Annotated in this window: 16 protein-coding genes; 6 read left to right on the forward strand and 10 right to left on the reverse strand. The window is 68.7% G+C overall.

What is annotated here, in order from left to right; translation table 11 throughout:
* Positions 1-153: 153 nt before the first annotated feature.
* Both xdhB and xdhA read right to left on the reverse strand, forming a co-directional pair.
* Complete coding sequence (gene xdhB, locus JTE92_RS16710) at positions 154-2508, reverse strand: xanthine dehydrogenase molybdopterin binding subunit (RefSeq protein WP_063241443.1); 2355 nt, start codon at positions 2506-2508, stop codon at positions 154-156.
* A gap of 19 nt (positions 2509-2527) precedes the next feature.
* Positions 2528-4030: a xanthine dehydrogenase small subunit gene (gene xdhA, locus JTE92_RS16715; RefSeq protein ID WP_063241444.1), complete on the reverse strand. Its 1503-nt coding sequence runs from the start codon at positions 4028-4030 to the stop codon at positions 2528-2530.
* Positions 4031-4250: 220 nt separating this feature from the next.
* Between xdhA and JTE92_RS16720 the strand changes: the two genes are divergently transcribed.
* Positions 4251-5198: a LysR substrate-binding domain-containing protein gene (locus JTE92_RS16720; RefSeq protein ID WP_063241445.1), complete on the forward strand. Its 948-nt coding sequence runs from the start codon at positions 4251-4253 to the stop codon at positions 5196-5198.
* Positions 5199-5218: 20 nt separating this feature from the next.
* Here JTE92_RS16720 and JTE92_RS16725 read toward each other — a convergent pair whose 3' ends face one another.
* The gene (locus JTE92_RS16725; RefSeq protein WP_063241446.1) at positions 5219-6064 is read right to left on the reverse strand and encodes an ABC transporter substrate-binding protein; all 846 of its coding nucleotides are present in this window, start codon (positions 6062-6064) and stop codon (positions 5219-5221) included.
* Positions 6065-6206: 142 nt separating this feature from the next.
* Between JTE92_RS16725 and JTE92_RS16730 the strand changes: the two genes are divergently transcribed.
* The 5 genes from JTE92_RS16730 (at position 6207) to JTE92_RS16750 (ending at position 11893) form a co-directional block, all read left to right on the forward strand.
* A complete protein-coding gene (locus tag JTE92_RS16730; protein WP_063241447.1) occupies positions 6207-7304 on the forward strand; it encodes a substrate-binding domain-containing protein in 1098 nt (365 codons plus the stop codon).
* 125 nt (positions 7305-7429) lie between these two features.
* On the forward strand, positions 7430-8038 hold the full coding sequence (locus JTE92_RS16735; RefSeq protein WP_063241448.1) for a DUF4126 domain-containing protein: 609 nt from the start codon (positions 7430-7432) through the stop codon (positions 8036-8038).
* A gap of 129 nt (positions 8039-8167) precedes the next feature.
* A complete protein-coding gene (locus tag JTE92_RS16740; RefSeq protein WP_063241449.1) occupies positions 8168-10789 on the forward strand; it encodes an ABC transporter permease in 2622 nt (873 codons plus the stop codon).
* Positions 10790-10814: 25 nt separating this feature from the next.
* Positions 10815-11243: a group II truncated hemoglobin gene (locus JTE92_RS16745; protein WP_063241450.1), complete on the forward strand. Its 429-nt coding sequence runs from the start codon at positions 10815-10817 to the stop codon at positions 11241-11243.
* 53 nt (positions 11244-11296) lie between these two features.
* Positions 11297-11893 (forward strand): DUF924 family protein, encoded by a 597-nt coding sequence (locus JTE92_RS16750; protein ID WP_063241451.1) that lies wholly within the window; start codon positions 11297-11299, stop codon positions 11891-11893.
* 36 nt (positions 11894-11929) lie between these two features.
* Here the strand turns inward: JTE92_RS16750 and JTE92_RS16755 are convergent, their stop codons facing one another.
* The 7 genes from JTE92_RS16755 to JTE92_RS16785 form a co-directional block, all read right to left on the reverse strand.
* Positions 11930-12514, reverse strand: coding sequence for an LOG family protein (locus JTE92_RS16755; protein WP_063241452.1), 585 nt, complete (start codon positions 12512-12514; stop codon positions 11930-11932).
* Positions 12511-13212 carry a TetR/AcrR family transcriptional regulator gene (locus JTE92_RS16760; RefSeq protein ID WP_063241453.1) on the reverse strand — a complete coding sequence of 234 codons (702 nt, stop codon included), beginning with the start codon at positions 13210-13212 and terminating at the stop codon, positions 12511-12513. The genes JTE92_RS16755 and JTE92_RS16760 overlap by 4 nt, the downstream gene beginning before the upstream one ends.
* Positions 13213-13316: 104 nt before the next feature.
* Complete coding sequence (locus JTE92_RS16765; protein ID WP_063241454.1) at positions 13317-13799, reverse strand: diacylglycerol kinase; 483 nt, start codon at positions 13797-13799, stop codon at positions 13317-13319.
* On the reverse strand, positions 13729-14841 hold the full coding sequence (locus JTE92_RS16770) for a glycosyltransferase family 4 protein (RefSeq protein ID WP_063241455.1): 1113 nt from the start codon (positions 14839-14841) through the stop codon (positions 13729-13731). Before JTE92_RS16770 ends, JTE92_RS16765 begins: the two co-directional genes overlap by 71 nt.
* A 68-nt stretch (positions 14842-14909) precedes the next feature.
* The gene (locus JTE92_RS16775; protein ID WP_063241515.1) at positions 14910-15893 is read right to left on the reverse strand and encodes a UDP-2,3-diacylglucosamine diphosphatase; all 984 of its coding nucleotides are present in this window, start codon (positions 15891-15893) and stop codon (positions 14910-14912) included.
* 131 nt (positions 15894-16024) lie between these two features.
* Positions 16025-17005 carry an esterase/lipase family protein gene (locus JTE92_RS16780; protein WP_063241456.1) on the reverse strand — a complete coding sequence of 327 codons (981 nt, stop codon included), beginning with the start codon at positions 17003-17005 and terminating at the stop codon, positions 16025-16027.
* Entirely contained in the window at positions 17002-17541 is a 540-nt protein-coding gene (locus JTE92_RS16785) for an RDD family protein (protein WP_063241457.1), read from the reverse strand. Before JTE92_RS16785 ends, JTE92_RS16780 begins: the two co-directional genes overlap by 4 nt.
* Positions 17542-17607: the final 66 nt, after the last annotated feature.

Below are 17607 nucleotides of genomic sequence, written 5' to 3' on the forward strand. Positions count from 1 at the left end.
GGGGGCCTTATCGGAAAACTGGGTCTTGCCTGGGGCAGGGTGGGCGCGCGCCTGCTTCGTCCGCCGGCCCCGTGCCTGTCACGGCAGGCACGGGGGGAAAGTCCGGGGCACCCGCGGGCGCGCGCTTCCTTGCGATCGCTTCGTTGCCTGCGCTCAGGCCGCTTGCGTTGCCGCTTCGCGTACCGCTTCCACGGCGTCGAGGATCGCCTCGCTGGTGGCGGGCGCCTTCAGCGGCGGGTTGATGCGGTAGTCGCCCACCGCCGCAATCGCGTCGCGGATCGCGAAGAACACCGAGAACGGCAGCAGCAGCGGCGGCTCGCCCACCGCCTTGGAGCGGTGGATGCTGTCCTCGACGTTCTGGTTCTGGAACAGGCGCACGTTGAATTCCTCGGGGCAGTCGTTGACCGTCGGGATCTTGTACGTGGACGGGGCGTGCGTCATCAGCTTGCCGTCCTTGTTCCACCACAGTTCCTCGGTGGTCAGCCAGCCCATGCCCTGGATGAACGCGCCCTCGACCTGGCCGATATCCAGCGCCGGGTTCAGCGAGCGGCCGGCGTCGTGCAGCGCGTCGGCACGCAGCAGCTTCCATTCGCCGGTCAGCGTATCGACCAGTACCTCGGAGCAGGCGGCGCCGTAGGCGTAGTAGTAGAACGGGCGGCCCTGCAGCTTGCTCTGGTCCCAGTGCAGCTTGGGCGTGGTGTAGAAGCCGTCGGACCACAGCTGCACGCGCGCCAGATAGGCCTCGCGCGCCAGTTCGCCGAAGGACACGCGCAGCTCGCCGGCGCTGACCAGGTCATCGTTGAAGCGCACGTCGGACGGCTCGACGCCGGCCTTGCGTGCTGCAAACGCGGCCAGGCGCTCGCGGATCTGGCGGGCGGCATCCTGCGCGGCCTTGCCGTTCAGGTCGGCGCCGGTCGATGCCGCGGTAGCCGAGGTGTTGGCCACCTTGCTGGTATCGGTCGCGGTCACGCGCACGCGTTCCATGCGGATGCCCAGCTCATGCGCCACCACCATCGCCACCTTGGTGTTCAGGCCCTGGCCCATTTCGGTGCCGCCGTGGTTCACCAGCACCGAGCCGTCGTTGTAGACATGCACCAGCGCGCCGGCCTGGTTGAAGTGGGCCACGTTGAACGAAATGCCGAACTTCACCGGGGTGATGGCGATGCCCTTCTTCAGGATCGGGCTCTGCGCGTTGAAGGCGCGCGTGGCCTCGCGGCGGGCGCGGTATGCGCTGGTCGCGACCAGTTCGTCGATCAGCTCGTGGATGACGTTGTCTTCCACGGTCTGGCCGTACGGCGTGACGTTGTTCCCGGTCTTGCCGTAGAAGTTGGCGCGGCGCACTTCGAGCGAATCCTTGCCGACGTTGCGGGCCACGTTGTCCAGGATGTACTCGATCGCAAACGCGCCCTGCGGGCCGCCGAAGCCGCGGAAGGCGGTATTGCTCTGGGTATTGGTCTTGCCGCAGTAGCCGTCGATCTGCACGTTCGGCAGCCAGTAGGCATTGTCGAAGTGGCAGATGGCGCGGGTCATCACCGGGCCCGACAGGTCGGCCGAGAAACCGGCGCGCGACACCATCTGGACCTTGACGCCCTCGATATGGCCCTCGTCATCGTGGCCCACTTCGTAGTCGAACACGAAATCATGGCGCTTGCCGGTGATCATCATGTCGTCGTCGCGGTCCGGACGCAGCTTGACCGGGCACATCAGCTTCCACGCGGCCAGCGCGGCGCAGCAGGCGAACAGCGCCGACTGCGATTCCTTGCCGCCGAAGCCGCCGCCCATGCGGCGGCACTCGACCAGCACCTGGTGCGCCTGCCAGCCCAGCATATGGCACACGGCGTGCTGCATCTCGGTCGGGTGCTGGGTCGAGCACCACACCTGCATGCCGTCGTTCTCGCGCGGCGCGGCGTAGGAAATCTGGCCTTCCAGGTAGAACTGTTCCTGCCCGCCGAGGTGGATCCTGCCGCCGTCCTTGTGGGCAGCGCCGGCGATATGGCTGACCGCCTCGCCGCGCTTCAGGTGCATCGGCGGCAGCACATAGCTGCCGGCTTCGTGCGCGGCTTCCGGCGACAGCACCGGCGGCAGGTCTTCATACTCGATCACGCCCAGGCGGGCGGCGCGGCGGGCGGCGTCGTGCGAGGTCGCCACCACGATAAAGACCGGCTGGCCGATGAACTGCACCACGTCGCGCGCCAGGATCGGGTCGTCGTGGATGATCGGGCCGCAGTCGTTGGTGCCGGGGATGTCGTCCACCGTCAGCACGGACACCACGCCGGGAGCGGCGCGCACCTTGTCGAGCGAGATCGACTTGATGCGGGCGTGCGCGCGGCTGCTCATGCCGAGCGCGGCGTGCAGCGTGCCGGCCAGCTCGGGGATATCGTCCGTATAGGTGGCGGTGCCGGCCACGTGCAGGTGGGCGGATTCATGCGGACGCGAGATGCCGACCTGCGGCACTGCCTCGGCGGCAATGCCGGCGTCGAGCAGGAAGGGTTCGGTTTGCTTGTTCATGCCGATTTTCCTTTTTCTCTCAGGCCGTGACGATTGCGATGGTGCCGGCGCCGGGCGCACGGACATTGACGGCTGCCGCGGGCAGCGCTTCGCTGGTGGTTTCCAGCCAGAAGCGGTACAGCAGGTTGGCGGCGCCGCGGCTGCGGTACGACGCGGTCGCCCGCATGTCGGTCAGCGGGGTGTAGTCCTGCGACAGCGCGGCCATGCCGGCGCGGGCGGTGGCTTCGTTCCACGGCCGGCCGATCAGGGCCGCTTCCGTGGCGGCCGCGCGCTTGGGCGTGGCCGCCATGCCGCCGAAGGCGATGCGCGCCTCGCGGACGATGCCGTCCTGCACGGTGATGCCGAATGCGGCACACACGGCCGAGATATCCTCGTCAAAACGTTTGGACAGCTTGTAGGTGCGGAAGTGCTGCGGCCCCGCCACGGGCACGCGCAGCGCGGCGACGAATTCGCCTTGCTGCATGGCGGTCTTCTGGTAGGCCAGGTACAGGTCTTCCAGCGGCAGCGTGCGGCGGGTTTCGCCAAGCTGCAGCACCACTTCCGTACCCAGCGCAATCAGCGCCGGCATCGAGTCGCCGATCGGCGAGCCGTTGGCGATATTGCCGCCCAGCGTGCCGGCATTGCGGATCGGCAGCGAGGCAAAGCGCTTCCACAGTTCTTCCAGTTCCGGATGCGTGGCATTCAGCGCGGCATAGGCTTTTTCCAGCGTCACGGCAGCGCCGATCTCGACCATGCCGTCGCGTTGCTCGATCCGGTTCAGGTCTTCCACCTGGCCCACGTAGAGCAGGTTGCCCAGCTCGCGGAACTGCTTGGTCACCCACAGGCCGACGTCGGTGCTGCCGGCGAGAATGCGGATATCGGGCTGCGCGGCCTTGATCGCGCCAAACTGGGCCGCGGTGCGCGGGGCGAAGAATTCCTGCCCTTGCGCGCGGTAGCGGAAGGTCTCGCCGCGCTTGAGGTTGCGCAGCGTGTCGGCGATCTGCTTCGGGTCCAGCTTGCCGTCGGTCGGGGCGGGCAGGGCCATCATGCGCTCGCCGGCGTCGATGATCGGCCGGTAGCCGGTGCAGCGGCACAGGTTGCCGGTCAGCGCGTCGCAGATGGTCTGGCGCGAAGGCGCCTCGCCGCCGGGGGTGTGCTGCTGGTACAGCGCCCACAGCGACATCACGAAGCCGGGGGTGCAGAAGCCGCACTGCGAGCCGTGGCACTCGACCATGGCTTCCTGCACCGGGTGCAGGGTGCCGTCGGCCTGGCGCAGGTCCTCGACCGTGATCAGGGCCTTGCCGTCGAGCGTGGGCAGGAACTGGATGCAGGCATTGACCGCCTTGAATTCGACGTCGCCGCCGTCCTGCAGTTCGCCAATGACGACGGTGCAGGCGCCGCAGTCGCCTTCGGCGCAGCCTTCCTTGGTGCCGGTGCAGCGGGCGTCTTCACGCAGGTACTGCAGCACGGTGCGGGTAATGGGGGCGTCGGATACTTCCTTGACCTGGCCGCGGTGGAAAAAGCGGATGGTTTGCGTCTCCATGGTCTTCTCTCTCTTGGGGATGGCGGAAACATAGCATCGCTACGTTTCATGCAATATTCGACCCAGGTGATATGCGCCATCAGCGGGCACGCCGGTCGGTGCCCGGCCGCACTGAGCGGTATGCGGATTTGACCGATTGTGGGGTGCTTGTCATACACTATGCGCCGTTCCCATCCCCCACGCCACCCATCCGGCCCCCGCCGGAGGGCTGCCCATCGCCATGCACGGACGCGACCATCTCGATACATATTTGCTGCGGGTGCTCCACACCCTGCTGACCGAGCAGAGCGTGACCCGCACCGCCGTGCGCCTGGGCCAGTCGCAGCCCGCCATCAGCAACACGCTGAAGCGCCTGCGCGAGATCACCGGCGACGCCATCCTGGTGCGGGGCAAGAACGGCATGGTGCCGACCGAGCGCGGCCGCGAACTGCTGGCGCTGGCCGAGCAAAGCCTCGCGGCGATGGACCGCATTGCCCGCCCGCCGCAGCAGTTCGACCCGGCCACCACTACGCGCACCTTCCACCTGGGGGCGCCAGACTACCTCGACGCCTTCTTCCTGCCCAATATCGTCGAACGCGTGCGCCGGCTGGCGCCGGGCGCCAAGCTGTTCGTGCATCCGATGACGTCGTCGTCGGACTTCCTCGACGACCTGGAACAGGGGCAGCTGGATATCGTGGTCGGCAACTGGCTGTCGCCGCCGGAACACCTGCATATCTCGCCGCTGTTCGACGATGAGGTGGTGTGCATGCTGGGCGCGCAGCACCCGCTGGCGCGCAAGGGACTGACGCTCAAGCACTACCTGGAGATGCCGCACCTGGCCCCGGCGCCATATGCGTCGATGCAGCGCAGCATGATCGACCAGGCGCTCGCGGAGCAGGGCTACAAGCGCAATATCCAGGTGACGCTGCCGTACTTCGGGCTGGTGCCGTATGTGCTGATGAAGACTGACATGGTCTTCACCACCGGCCGCCAGTTCGCGGCGCACTATGCGCAATATCTGCCGATCCGCATGGTGCCGTCGCCGGTGTCGTTCCCGCGCATGCGCTTCTACCAGCTGTGGCACGAGCGCTGCCACGCGGCGCCGGACATCATGTGGATCCGGCGCATGATCGCGGAGGTGGCGGCGGACCTGCCGCAATTGCCGCGGCTGGAGGCGGAGGCGGGTTGATCCCCCTGCCCCCGGGCGATTTATTTCTGCGCGGTCTGCGCCTTGTAGTTCGGGAAGAACAGCTGTTCCCCTTCCACCTTGTAACTGGCGATCGCGTCCTGCCCTTCCTTCGACGTGACCCACTCCATCAGCTTCATCGCATCCCCATAGTTGGTGCCCGGGTGCCTGGCCGGATTGACCGCGATGATCCCGTACGGGTTGAACATCTTCGGGTCGCCCTCGATGGCGATGGCCAGGCCGGTCTTGGCGCGGTAGGCGCCGTAGGTGGCGCGGTCTGACAGCGTGTAGCCCGGCATCTGCGCGGCCATGGTCAGTACCTCGCCCATGCCCAGGCCGGCACTGACGTACCACGGCTTGCCCTTGGGCTCGATGCCGATTTCTTTCCAGTACTCCTTCTCCATCACGTCGGTGCCGGAGTTGTCGCCGCGCGAGATGAACTTGCTGCCGCTGCCCGACAGCTTGCGGAAGCCGGCGAGCACGTCCTTGCCGCCCTTCAGGCCGGCCGGGTCGTTGGCCGGGCCGACCACGATGAAGTCGTTGTACATCACGTCGCGCCGGTTGACGCCGTAGCCGGCGGCGACGAAGGCGTCTTCCATCTTGCGGGCGTGGACCAGCAGCACGTCGACGTCGCCCATCTCGCCCATTTTCATCGCCTTGCCGGAGCCGACGGCGATCACCTTGACGCTGACGCCGGACTTCTGCTCAAAGCGGGGCAGCAGGTACTTCAACAAGCCGGAGTTGTCGGTGCTGGTGGTGGTGGCGAGCTTCAGTTCGCCGGCGTGCGCGGCCGACATCAGGACCACGCAGGCGGCGGCGGTGGCGCGGCGCAGGTGGCGGAACGGGCTGGAGGTGTGGCGCGGCTGCATGGGGAACCCATTGAGTTATGTTTTAATGGACATAATTGCCTTTCCCTACAGGACTCGGGGAGAATGCAGCGAAAGACAATAAAACAGGGGTGTTCATTGTGATCCAGCGGAATTTCAGATGTAAATATGAAGCGAGGAACATATGACGTTCGGCTTTGACCTGTTTCCGGTCATTGCGCCGGACGACAACCCGCGCGCCAACGACAAGGTGTTCCAGTTGCTCAAGGCCGTGCGCGAGACCGGCTCGCTGCACCGGGCCGCGCGCGAGATCGGCCTGTCCTACCGCCATGCCTGGGGGGTGATGCGCACATGGGAGGAAATGCTGGGCCGCTCCATGCTCGACATGGAGCGGGGCCGCGGCGCATCGCTGACGCGTTTTGGCGAGCGGCTGCTGCGCGCCGAGCTGCGCCTGCGCGAGTCGGTCGAACCGGTGGTGCAGAAGGCCATGGCGGATTTCATCGCCGAGCTCGACGATGCCCAGCAGCCGCAATCGTGCGTCCATTTCACCGGCAGCCATGACCCGGCCGTGGAAGTGCTGGCTGCCGCGCTCGGCCAGGCGGTCGCGCCGTTGCAGCTGGACACGGTGTTCTGCGGCAGCGTGGAAGGGCTGGTATGCCTGCAGGAGCGGCAGTCGGAGCTGGCGGGCTTCTACGTCTCGCCGGTGCAGACGGCGGGATCTGTGGCGCATGTGACCCTGCGCAAGTGGCTGCGGCCGGCCTCGGTGCGGCTGCTGCGCCTGGCGTGGCGCGAGCAGGGGCTGATCGTGGCGCCGGAGCTGGCGCGCGAGATCCGCGACCTGCGCGACCTGGTGCGCACCCAGGCGCGTTTCGTCAACCGCCAGCGCAGTTCGGGCACGCGCATGCTGTTCGACCAGTTGCTGGCGGCACAGGGCCTGTACCAGGACCAGGTCGCCGGCTATGACGAAACCGAGTTCAGCAACGAGAAGGTGGCTGAGGCGGTGCATGGCGGCCGCGCCCAGGTTGGCTTCGGGCTGCGCATGAACGCCGAAAGTCACGGCCTGGCCTTCGTGCCGCTGACGCGCGAGGCTTACTACCTGGCGCTGCGCAAGAACGACCAGACCGCCGGCTGGATGGCGGCGCTGCTGGCCTTGCTGGCCGATCCGGCGTTCGCAAAACGCATCGAGGCGCTGCCCGGCTACGCCATGGCCGAGCCGGCCGGGGTGCTGACGCCGCAGGAAGCGCTGCCCTGGTTCGGGCCGGACGGCAAGGAGGGCACCTGAGCGGCGGGCCGGGCGGCAGGAGCGGATGATGGGCTGGATGGCGGGCGCGCTGCCCGCCCGCTCCGCTCGTATTACACTCCTTGCCAGGGCGTGCCCCGCGCACGCCCGGCCTTGCAAGGAGCAACATGCTGGAAACCGCCGCGCTGGCCGCGGGCATGTCCTGGGCCAGCGGTTTTCGCCTCTATCTCGCCGTGTTCGCCGCCGGCGTGCTGGCACGCCTGGGCTGGCTGGAGCTGCCCCCCGGGCTGCAGCCGCTGGAATCCTGGTGGGTGATCGGCGTGGCCGCGGTGCTGGCCGTGGCCGAGTTCATCGCCGACAAGGTGCCGGGCTTCGACTCGGTCTGGGACGGCATCCATACCTTCGTGCGCATCCCCGCCGGCGCGATCCTGGCGGCCGCCGCGTTCGGCCAGCTCGACCCGCAGTGGATGGTGGCGGCCGGCCTGATCGGCGGCACGCTGGCCGGCACCGCGCATGCGGCCAAGGCCGGCACGCGAGTCTTGATCAACGTCTTGCCGGAACCGTTTTCCAACTGGACGGCCTCATTCACCGAGGACATGACCGCGATCGGCAGCCTGCTGCTGGCGTTTTTCCTGCCGGTGGTGTTCCTGGTGGTGCTGGTGCTGTTCCTGGTGGCCGCCATCTGGCTGCTGCCCAGGCTGTGGCGCGGCGTGCGCCGGCTGCATGCCACGCTGCGCGGCGGCAGCGCGCGGCCGGGGCGGCCGGGACCGCCCTAGCGCCTTGCCGTTCACGCCGGACTGCATTCCGGACCGTATCCCTGGTCCCTGGCTTTCCGACCGACCCGAGGCGCACCGGCGCCACGCGCAATATCCGAACAAACAACCGAACAGCTAACCGAACAACCGATGCCCCCCGAGTCCGCCATCGACGCCCCGACCACCAACGCCAGTCCCGCCGCCGGCGCGAACACCGCACAAGCAGGCAGGTTTTCCGCCTGGCGCCAGGCGCTGCGCATGGCGCGCCGCGACTGGCTCGCCGGCGAGCTTTACCTGCTGCTGTTCGCGCTGGTGCTGGCGGTGGCGGCGCTGTCCAGCGTCGGCTTCATGGCCGACCGCATGCGGCTGGGGCTGGAGCGCGATGCGCGGCAGATGATCGCCGCAGACGTGCTGCTGGTCTCGGACCATCCTTTCGACGCCGCCTTCGCGCAGCGTGCCGGGAAGCAGGGTCTGGCCGTGGCGCAGACGGTAACCTTTCCGAGCATGGCCACCGGCATCGGCAAGCCGCGCCCGGCCGGGGCCGACGCGCCCAGCCAGCTGGCCGCGCTCAAGGCTGTGACCGACGGCTATCCGCTGCGCGGCAAGCTCAGGGTGACCAACGCGCCGGGCACGCCGGACGCGCCCGCCGAAGGCATTCCGGCGCCGGGCACGGTATGGGTCGACGAAGCGCTGCTGGGCGCGCTCGGCGTGAGCGTGGGCGATGCGCTGCAGCTCGGCAGCCGCACCTTCCGCATCGACCGCATCATCACGCAGGAGATGGACCGCGGCACGGGCTTCATGAACTTCGCGCCGCGCGTGCTGATGCCGCTGTCGGACCTTGACGGCACCGGCCTGATCGGCTGGGGCAGCCGCGTGACCTACCGGCTGCTGGTGGCCGGCCCGGACGCCGCCGGGGCCGCGTACCAGAAATGGGCGCAGGATGAAATCGGCCGCCGCAAGCTGCGCAACACCCGCATCGAGTCGCTCGAATCCGGCCAGCCGCAGATGCGCGCCACGCTCGACCGGGCCGAGCGCTTCCTGTCGCTGGTGGCGGTGCTGTCGTCGATGATCGCGGCGGTGGCGATCGCGATGTCGGCGCGCCGCTACATGCAGCGCCATACCGATGCCTGCGCGGTCTACAAGTGCCTGGGGCTGTCGCGCGGGCAGATCCTGCGCGCGTTCGGGCTGGAATTCCTGCTGGTCGGTGCGGCCGGCGCGCTGGCCGGGGTGCTGATCGGCTACGTGGCGCACTACGGGCTGCTGCTGTCGCTGGGCGGGCTGCTCAAGGTGTCGTTGCCGCAGCCGTCGGCGCTGCCGGCGGTGGTGGGGGTGCTGGCGGGGCTGGTGCTGCTGACGGGGTTTGCGTTGCCGCCGCTGCTGGCGCTGACGCGCGTGGCGCCGCTGCGGGTGCTGCGCCGGGATATCGGGTTGCCGCCGGTATCGGCGTGGATTGCGTACGCGCTCGGCCTGGGTGCCTTCGTCGCGCTGCTGCTGGTGGCGGCGCGCGACCTGCGGCTCGGGCTGACCACCGCGGGCGGCTTCGTCGGTGCGGGCGTGGTGTTCGGCCTGCTGGCGCTGGGGCTGCTCACGCTGCTGTCGCGCCTGCTGCGCGGGCGCCTGCGCGGCGCCGCGTCGATGGGCTGGCGCTTCGCGCTGGCGGTGCTGGAGCGCCGCCGCGGCGTCACCGTGCTGCAGACCGTGGCGCTGGCGGTGGGGCTGATGGCGCTGCTGCTGCTCGGCATGACCCGCAACGACCTGGTCGATTCGTGGCGCAGCGCCACGCCGGCCGACGCGCCCAATCGCTTCATCATCAATATCCAGCCCGACCAGCGCGAGCCGCTGCGCACGATGCTGGCCGGCGCGGGCATCAAGGACCTGCTTTATCCGATGGTGCGCGGGCGCCTGACCCATATCGGCGAGCGTGCGATCCAGGCCGGCAGCTTCGAGGACGGCCGCGCGCGCAACCTGGTCGAGCGCGAATTCAACCTGTCCTATACCGATGTGCTGCCGGAGGGCAATCGCGTGATCGCCGGGCGGTGGTCCGACGGCAGCGCCGGCGCCGACGCGGGCGCCTCGGTGGAGGAGGGCATCGCCAAGACGCTGGGAATCCGCCTCGGCGACACCCTGCGCTTCGACGTGGCCGGCCAGGCGGTGCAGGCGCGCGTGACCTCGTTGCGCAAGCTCGACTGGGGCTCGATGCGGGTCAATTTCTTCGTGATCCTGCCGCCGGCGGCGATGCAGGGCATGCCCGAGACCTATATCACCTCGTTCCACCTGCCCGCGGCCAGCGCGGCGCTGGGTAACCGGCTGATCGCGGCCTTCCCCAACATCACGGTGGTCAATACCGACATGATCCTGCGCCAGATCCAGGACATCCTGGACCAGGTGATCGCGGCGGTGGAGTTCCTGTTTATCTTCACGCTGGCTGCCGGGGTCACGGTGCTGTACGCGGCGCTGTCCGGCGCGCGCGACGAGCGCATGCGCGACGCCGGCCTGCTCAAGGCGCTGGGGGCGTCGGCGGCGCTGGTGCGGCAGACCCAGTACGCCGAGTTCCTGGTGGTCGGCGGGCTGGCCGGCTTGCTGGCGAGCCTGGGCGCGATCGCGGTGGGCTGGGGGCTGTCGCAGTTCGTCTTCGACTTCCCGTACCGCTTTAATGCATGGATCGTGCCGGTCGGCGTGGTTTCTGGCATGCTGTGCGCTTTTGCCGGCGGCTGGCTGAGCCTGCGCGAAGTGCTGCGCCAGCCGGCGCTGGCGACCTTGCGTGACGCCTGAGCGGCGCCATGTCCTTGAGTTTGTGATGAGTACTGAATCCAATCAACAATCCGGCAACGCCGACGGCACCCCTGAGGTCACGGCGTTCGAGCTGGTCGGCGGCGAGGCGCGCGTGCGCGAGCTGGTCGACCGCTTCTACGACCTGATGGACCTCGAAACCCAGTTTGCCGGGCTGCGCGCGATCCACCCGCCTTCGCTGGAAGGCTCGCGCGACAAGCTGTTCTGGTTCCTGTGCGGCTGGCTGGGCGGTCCCAACCACTTTATCGAGCGCTTCGGCCATCCGCGCCTGCGCGCGCGCCACATGCCGTTCGAGATCGGCATCAGCGAGCGTGACCAGTGGATGCGCTGCATGGCATTGGCGATGCAGGACGTCGGCCTGCCCGAGGACCTGCAGCTGCGCCTGATGCAGGCGTTCTTCCAGACCGCCGACTGGATGCGCAACGTGGCGCGCTGAAGCCACACTGAAGCGCCTGCCTTCCCCTTTTCACCGCGAAAGAATCGCCGCCCATGTCCGTGCAACTGCCTGAAGCTGCCTGCCGCGTGCTCGACTTCTGGTTCGACCAGCCCGCTTCGGCGGCCTGGAATACCGCGCGCCCCGCATGGTTCACCAAGTCGGATGACTTCGACGCCCGGATCCGCGCGCACTTCCTGTCTGACTGGCAGGTCGCCAGCGAGGGCGCACCGGATGACTGGTCAGTCACGCCCGCAGGCGCCTGCGCGCGCGTGGTGCTGCTGGACCAGTTCCCGCGCAACATGTTCCGCAACGACCCGCGCAGCTTCGGCACCGATGCGCAGGCGCTGGCGCTGGCCAGGCGCATCGTCGCGACCGGCATGGACCGTGCGCTGCCGACCGACTACCACCGCATGTTCTGCTACATGCCGTTCGAGCATTCGGAAGTGCTGGAGGACCAGGACGAGGCGGTGCGGCTGATGACGCAGCTGCGCGAGTCCAGTGGCGGGAAGGTGGATGGGGTGGAGTGGGCCGACAAGCACCGCGAGATCATCGCGCGCTTTGGCCGCTTCCCGCACCGCAACGCGGTGCTGGGCAGGCCGGGCACGGCGGAGGAACTGGCGTTCCTGCAGCGGCCGGGCTCGTCGTTCTAGGCGCGGCAGGAGCCGCGCCGGGCGGACATCAGGTCATCAGGTCTTGTCGCGGGCCTGCTGCCACTTGTCCACGCGCACGCGCGGCGCGGCGGCCAGCTGGTCCAGCAGCGTGCCGGGCAGGTCCGCCACATGCAGCAGGTCGGCATGCACCTGCTTCAGGAACCCTTCCTGCACGGCATGGCCGAGAAAGCCCAGCATGCCGTCATAGAAGCCGCCGACATTGAGCAGTCCCACCGGCTTGTCGTGGTAGCCCAGCTGCAGCCAGGTGAAGGTCTCGAACAGCTCTTCGAAGGTGCCCACGCCGCCGGGCATGGCGATGAAGGCATCGGAACGGTCGGCCATCATCTGCTTGCGCTCGTGCATGTTGCGCACCACGTGCAGCTCGGTCAGGCCGCGGTGGCCCACTTCCTTCTGCATCAGCGCTTCCGGGATGATGCCGATGACGGTGCCGCCGTGTTCCAGCACCGCGTCGGCCACGGTCCCCATCAGGCCGACCTTGCCGCCGCCATAGACCAGCGCCAGGCCGCGTTCGGCCAGCGTGCGGCCGAGCAGGTGCGCACCCTCGGCATATTCGGGGCGGTTGCCGGGGCTGGAGCCGCAATAGACGCAGACGGATTTCACTTCTTTTCCTTTGCCGCCTCGGCGGCCGTCCTGGACGCCGCGTAGTCGCGGGCCAGCTGATCGAACGCCGCGCGCGCGCGCCCGCGCAGGTAGGGCGCGAGGATCGAGAAGATGTGGTAGCTCGAGCCATGCAGGTAGCCGCGGATCTGCTCGGCATCGTTGTACTGGCGCGGATGCTGCACGAACTGGAACGACAGCCAGTAGGTGGCGATCACCACCATGTTGGTGCAGATCGCCTCGACCTGCTCGGGCGTGGCTTCCATCTCGCCGTCTTCCAGGAACTGCCGGCAGATCTCGTGCGCAAAGCGCTGCTTCTGCTCCACGATGCGCTTGAAGTTGGTCTCCAGCATCCGGTTGCGCGCCAGCAGGTCGTTGATGTCGCGATACAGGAAGCGGTAGTTCCACAGGAACTCGGACATGTACTGCAGGTAGCCCCAGCTCTCGTCCAGGGTCGCCTTGTGGTCGTCCGGCATCTTCAGGCGGCGCTCCATCTCCTGCTCGAAGCGAACGAAGATGGAGTTGATGATGTCGTCCTTGTTGCGGAAGTGGTAATAGAGATTGCCGGGGCTGATCTCCATGGCTTCCGCGATTGTCGTGGTGGTGACGTTCGGTTCGCCGACTTCGTTGAACAGGCGCAGCGAGACGTCGAGGATGCGGTCCCTGGTGCGGCGGGGGCCGGTTTGCGGTTTCGGTTCCATGGGCGTCCGGGCGGTCGGTCGATCGGTCGATCGGTGAATCGTGGCAGGGTAGCGATTATAAGCAATCGGCCCGGCGCGCCCCCGGATGGCCCCTCGTCCGGCGTTCAGCCCGCCAGCGCGCGGACCCAGCGCGCCACGTGGGGGCCGGCAATGGCAAGCCAGGTGCCGCCGCACAGCACCAGCGCCAGCAGCACCGCGGCGCTGCCGAAGTCCTTGGCGCGCTTGGACAGGCTGTGGCGTTCCAGCGAGATCCGGTCGATCGCCGCCTCGACGCTGGAGTTGAGCAACTCCACGATCAGCACCACCAGCAGCGTGCCGAGCAGCAGGATGCGCTCGACCACCCCGACCGGCAGCAGGAAGGCGCATGGCGCCAGGATCGCCACCAGCGTCAGCTCCTGGCGGAATGCGCTTTCCTCCAGCACCGCGTAGCGCAGGCCGGACAGCGAGTTGATGGCGGCGCGCCAGGCGCGTGCCAGGCCGCGGTTGCTCTTGTGGGGGTTCTGCTCGATCGTGTAGTCAGCGCTCTGGGCTGCCGGCGGCCTCTGCAGGGGCGGGTCGGACGGCAGTTCCGGATGGGGTTTCGGCATGGCTTTGCGGTGCGGGTTGGGCCGTTGCGCCGCCCGGCTTGCCGGCGGCGAACGGCCGCAAGTGGGCCAGGAACTGCTCGGAAGCGGCGCGCCATGAAAACCGTTCGGCATGGGCTCGGGCCGTGGCGCGGTCGATGCGCAGCGCTTCCAGGCAGGCTTCGCGCAGGTCTTCGTGCATCACGCCCGCGGGGCTGTCGCCCAGCACGTCGATCGGGCCGGTGACCGGGTACGCCGCCACCGGCAGGCCGCTGGCCAGCGCTTCCAGCAGCACCAGCCCGAAGGTATCGGTGCGGCTGGGGAACACGAAGACATCAGCCGAAGCATACACCCGGGCCAGTCCCGGCTGGCTCAGCACGCCCAGGTAGTTGGCGCCCGGATAGCGCGCACGCAGCGCGGGCAGCGCGGGGCCGTCGCCAACCACCCACTTGGAGCCGGGCAGGTCGAGCGCCAGGAAGGCCTCGACGTTCTTCTCCACCGCGACGCGGCCCACGTACAGGAAAATCGGGTGCGCCGTGTTGAGCACGTTGGCGCGCTGCGGCGTGAAGATGTCGAGGTCGACGCCGCGCGTCCACAGCACGCCGTGGTCGATGCCGTGCTGGTGCAGGTCGTCGAGCACCACCGGCGTCGGCGCCATCACCGCCTGCGCCGGGCCGTGGAACCAGCGCAGGAAGCGGTAGGTCCAGGCCAGGGGGATGCCGAAGCGCGCCTGCACATACTCCGGGAAGCGCGTGTGGTAGGCCGTGGTGAAGGGCAGGCGCCGGCGCAGCGCATGGCGCCGGGCGGCCAGGCCGAGCGGGCCTTCGGTGGCGATATGCAGGGCATCGGGGCCGAATGCTTCGATGCGCCGCCGCACCCGCGCCGACGGCAGCAGCGACAGCCGGATCTCGGGATAGGTCGGGCACGGCACCGTGCGGAATTCCAGCGGCGTGATCATGTCCACCGTGTGGCCCAGTGCCTCCAGCTCGCGGCGCGTGGACTTGAGCGTGCGCACCACGCCGTTGACCTGCGGTTCCCAGGCATCGGTGACGATCAGGATCTTCATGCAGCCTCCTAGGGGGCGTTGGAAGGGCAATGCGGAATCAGGGACGCGGGAGAAATGCGGGGCCGGCATCAGCCCGCCACTGCGGCACGGCGCCGGCGGCGCGTGGCCGGTTCGGGCGGATCCATCAGCGTGGTCCAGTAGACGATCTTCAGCTCGCCCTCCATGGTCTCGACCAATGCCGACAGGCTTTCCACCCAGTCGCCGTCGTTGCAGTAGAGCTGGCCGTTGACGTCGCGGATCTCGGCCTTGTGGATGTGGCCGCAGACCACGCCATCGCAGCCGCGCCGGCGCGCTTCGTCGACCATCGCGGTCTCGAAGGCGCTGATGTAGTTGACCGCGTTCTTGACCTGGTGCTTCAGGAACTGCGACAGCGACCAGTACGGGAAGCCCAGCCGCGCGCGCAGCCGGTTGAAGTGCCGGTTCAGCGCCAGGATCACCGTGTACAGCGAGTCGCCCAGATAGGCGAGCCAGCGCGCGTGCTGCACCACGCCGTCGAACAGGTCGCCGTGCACCACCCACAGCCGGCGCCCGGTGGCGGTGACGTGGACCGCTTCTTCGCGCACGGTGATGTCGCCGAACGCCATGCCGTCGAACTGGCGCGCGGCTTCGTCGTGGTTGCCGGGCACGTAGATCACCTCGGTGCCCTTGCGCGCCTTGCGCAGCAGCTTCTGCACCACGTCGTTGTGGCTTTGCGGCCAGTACCAGCCGCGGCGCAGCTGCCAGCCGTCGATGATGTCGCCGACCAGGTAGAGCTGGTCGGATTCGTTGTGCTTGAGGAAGTCGAGCAGGTAGGTGGCCTGGCAGCCGGGCGTGCCCAGGTGGATGTCGGACAGCCAGATGGCACGGTAGCGGTGGACCTTGTGCGGCTCGGGCGGATAGGTTTGCGGCTGCTCGCGCAGCGGCGCGAGGGCGGCGGCGTCAAGGCCCGGCGGCAGGAACGCGCTCAGCGGTGCCGCGGTATCCCAGCCGCTGCGGGGACTGCGGCGCAGCCGTTGCTTCAGTTGCGCGGCCTTCGACAGGTATCCGCGGGCGGATCGGAGTGCTTGCACCATGGCAGTCCCGGTAGCGGCGATGGCTGCATTCAGCCAGCGCGCGATGACGGTGCCGTGACGGAAACATGACTGACTTGTGAAGCGTGGGAAACCGTGGCGCAGGCAGGACAGCAGCGATGCCGTCATGCCGGCTAGCGTCCGCGAGCCGACAGCTCCTGCAATGCATCCAGCACCGCCTGGATCGCGGCAGGATGCCGCAGCAGCGACACATGGCCGATGCCTGACAGCGCGATATGTCCCGCGCCGTCGAGCCAGCCGGTGCAAGGGGGGCCGGCGATCGAGTCGTGCCAGCTGAACACCGAGATCATGCGCGCGCGCAGGCGCGGGCTTTCCGCGCTGGCCAGCGCGCGCAGCCACGGGCTGCCGCAGCGCATCTGCGCGGCGTTGTGCCCGCCGCCGAAGCGCGCCAGCGCGCTGCCGTGGTGCGGGGTGCCGAGGGTCACGATGCCGGCGCAGGCGTCTTCGTCATCAGCCAGCTGCAGCGTCGCGCGCGCCACCAGTCCGCCCATGCTGTGGCACACCAGCAATGGCGCACTGCCGTATGTCGCGGTCATGCGCCGCATCGCGCCCAGCAGCGCATGCGCGTAGTCGTCGATATCGCCGAAAACGGGCAGCAGGTCGATCCCTTCGCAGCGGTAGCCTGCCGCCGCCAGTGCCGGTTGCAGGTCGAGCCAGATCGCCTGCCCGCAGGCGTAGCCGTGGACCAGCAGCACCGGCGGTGCGGCGCGGCCGGGCAGGGCGTCGGCGGGCGGGGCAAAGGGCGCGTGGGCGCGGAACGGTTGCAGCCAGTCGAACATGCGCAGCACGGACCGGATCTCGTTCAGGTAGCAGCGCAGCGCTTCAGGCAAGCGCAACGGGCGGCGTGTCGCGGCAAGTTCTTGCGGCGGTGCCGGCGGGCGGTGGCCTGGCGGCACCCACAGGCCGCGTCCGGTAAAGGCAAAGGCGATGGCGATGGCGGTTGCGAAGCCGCCGAGGATTACCGCCACCCCGGCGGCGATCGCGCCCGGCCAGGGCCATCCCGCCAGCCGCACCAGGGCAGCGCCGATGCCAAGCGCCGCGGCCGCCTGCGCGGTCACCGCCAGGCGGCGGATGCCGGCGGCGCCGAGCGTCATGCCTTGGGCGTGCGCAGGTCTGCGAGCCGCGTGCCGGCGAGGCGGTCGTGCAGGAACTGCCGGCGCGGGTCGAGCCAGGCCAGCAGGATCCAGACCAGCAGGCCGGCGCACAGCACGCCGACGAACGGGCCTTTGACCAGCCCCAGCCAGTGCCCGAGCGCCGCCGACGGCGGCAGCCAAAGCCAGGCCAGCACGTAGCGCAGCGCCGCCTGCGGCCAGCGCGGCGGCGCGCCGGCGCCGTTCTCGACGCGGATGCGCCAGGTCTGCATGGCCAGGGTCTGGCCGTTGCGCTGCCAGAACCAGGTGAAATACAGGCCCATCACCAGGAAGCTCCACAGCTGGATCGTCAGCGGACCGTCCACGCCGAAGTGCTGCAGCAGCGGTCGCAGCAGCAGGTAGCAGGCAGTGGAAGCGCTCATCACGCCGAACAGCAGTACGCCTTCGTACAGCATGCAGGCAATGCGGCGGCGCAGCGGCGGTGCCACGGGCGCAGGGGCTGCGGCGGGCTTGGGGTCGAGGGTGGTGGCAGCGGGCATGTCAGGCTAAGAAGGGCGGCGCAAGCGAGCGCGGCGCGGGCCGCGCAAGACAGCCATTATGCCAAA

Origin of the sequence: Cupriavidus oxalaticus (genome assembly GCF_016894385.1) — a bacterium.
Lineage (GTDB): Bacteria > Pseudomonadota > Gammaproteobacteria > Burkholderiales > Burkholderiaceae > Cupriavidus > Cupriavidus oxalaticus.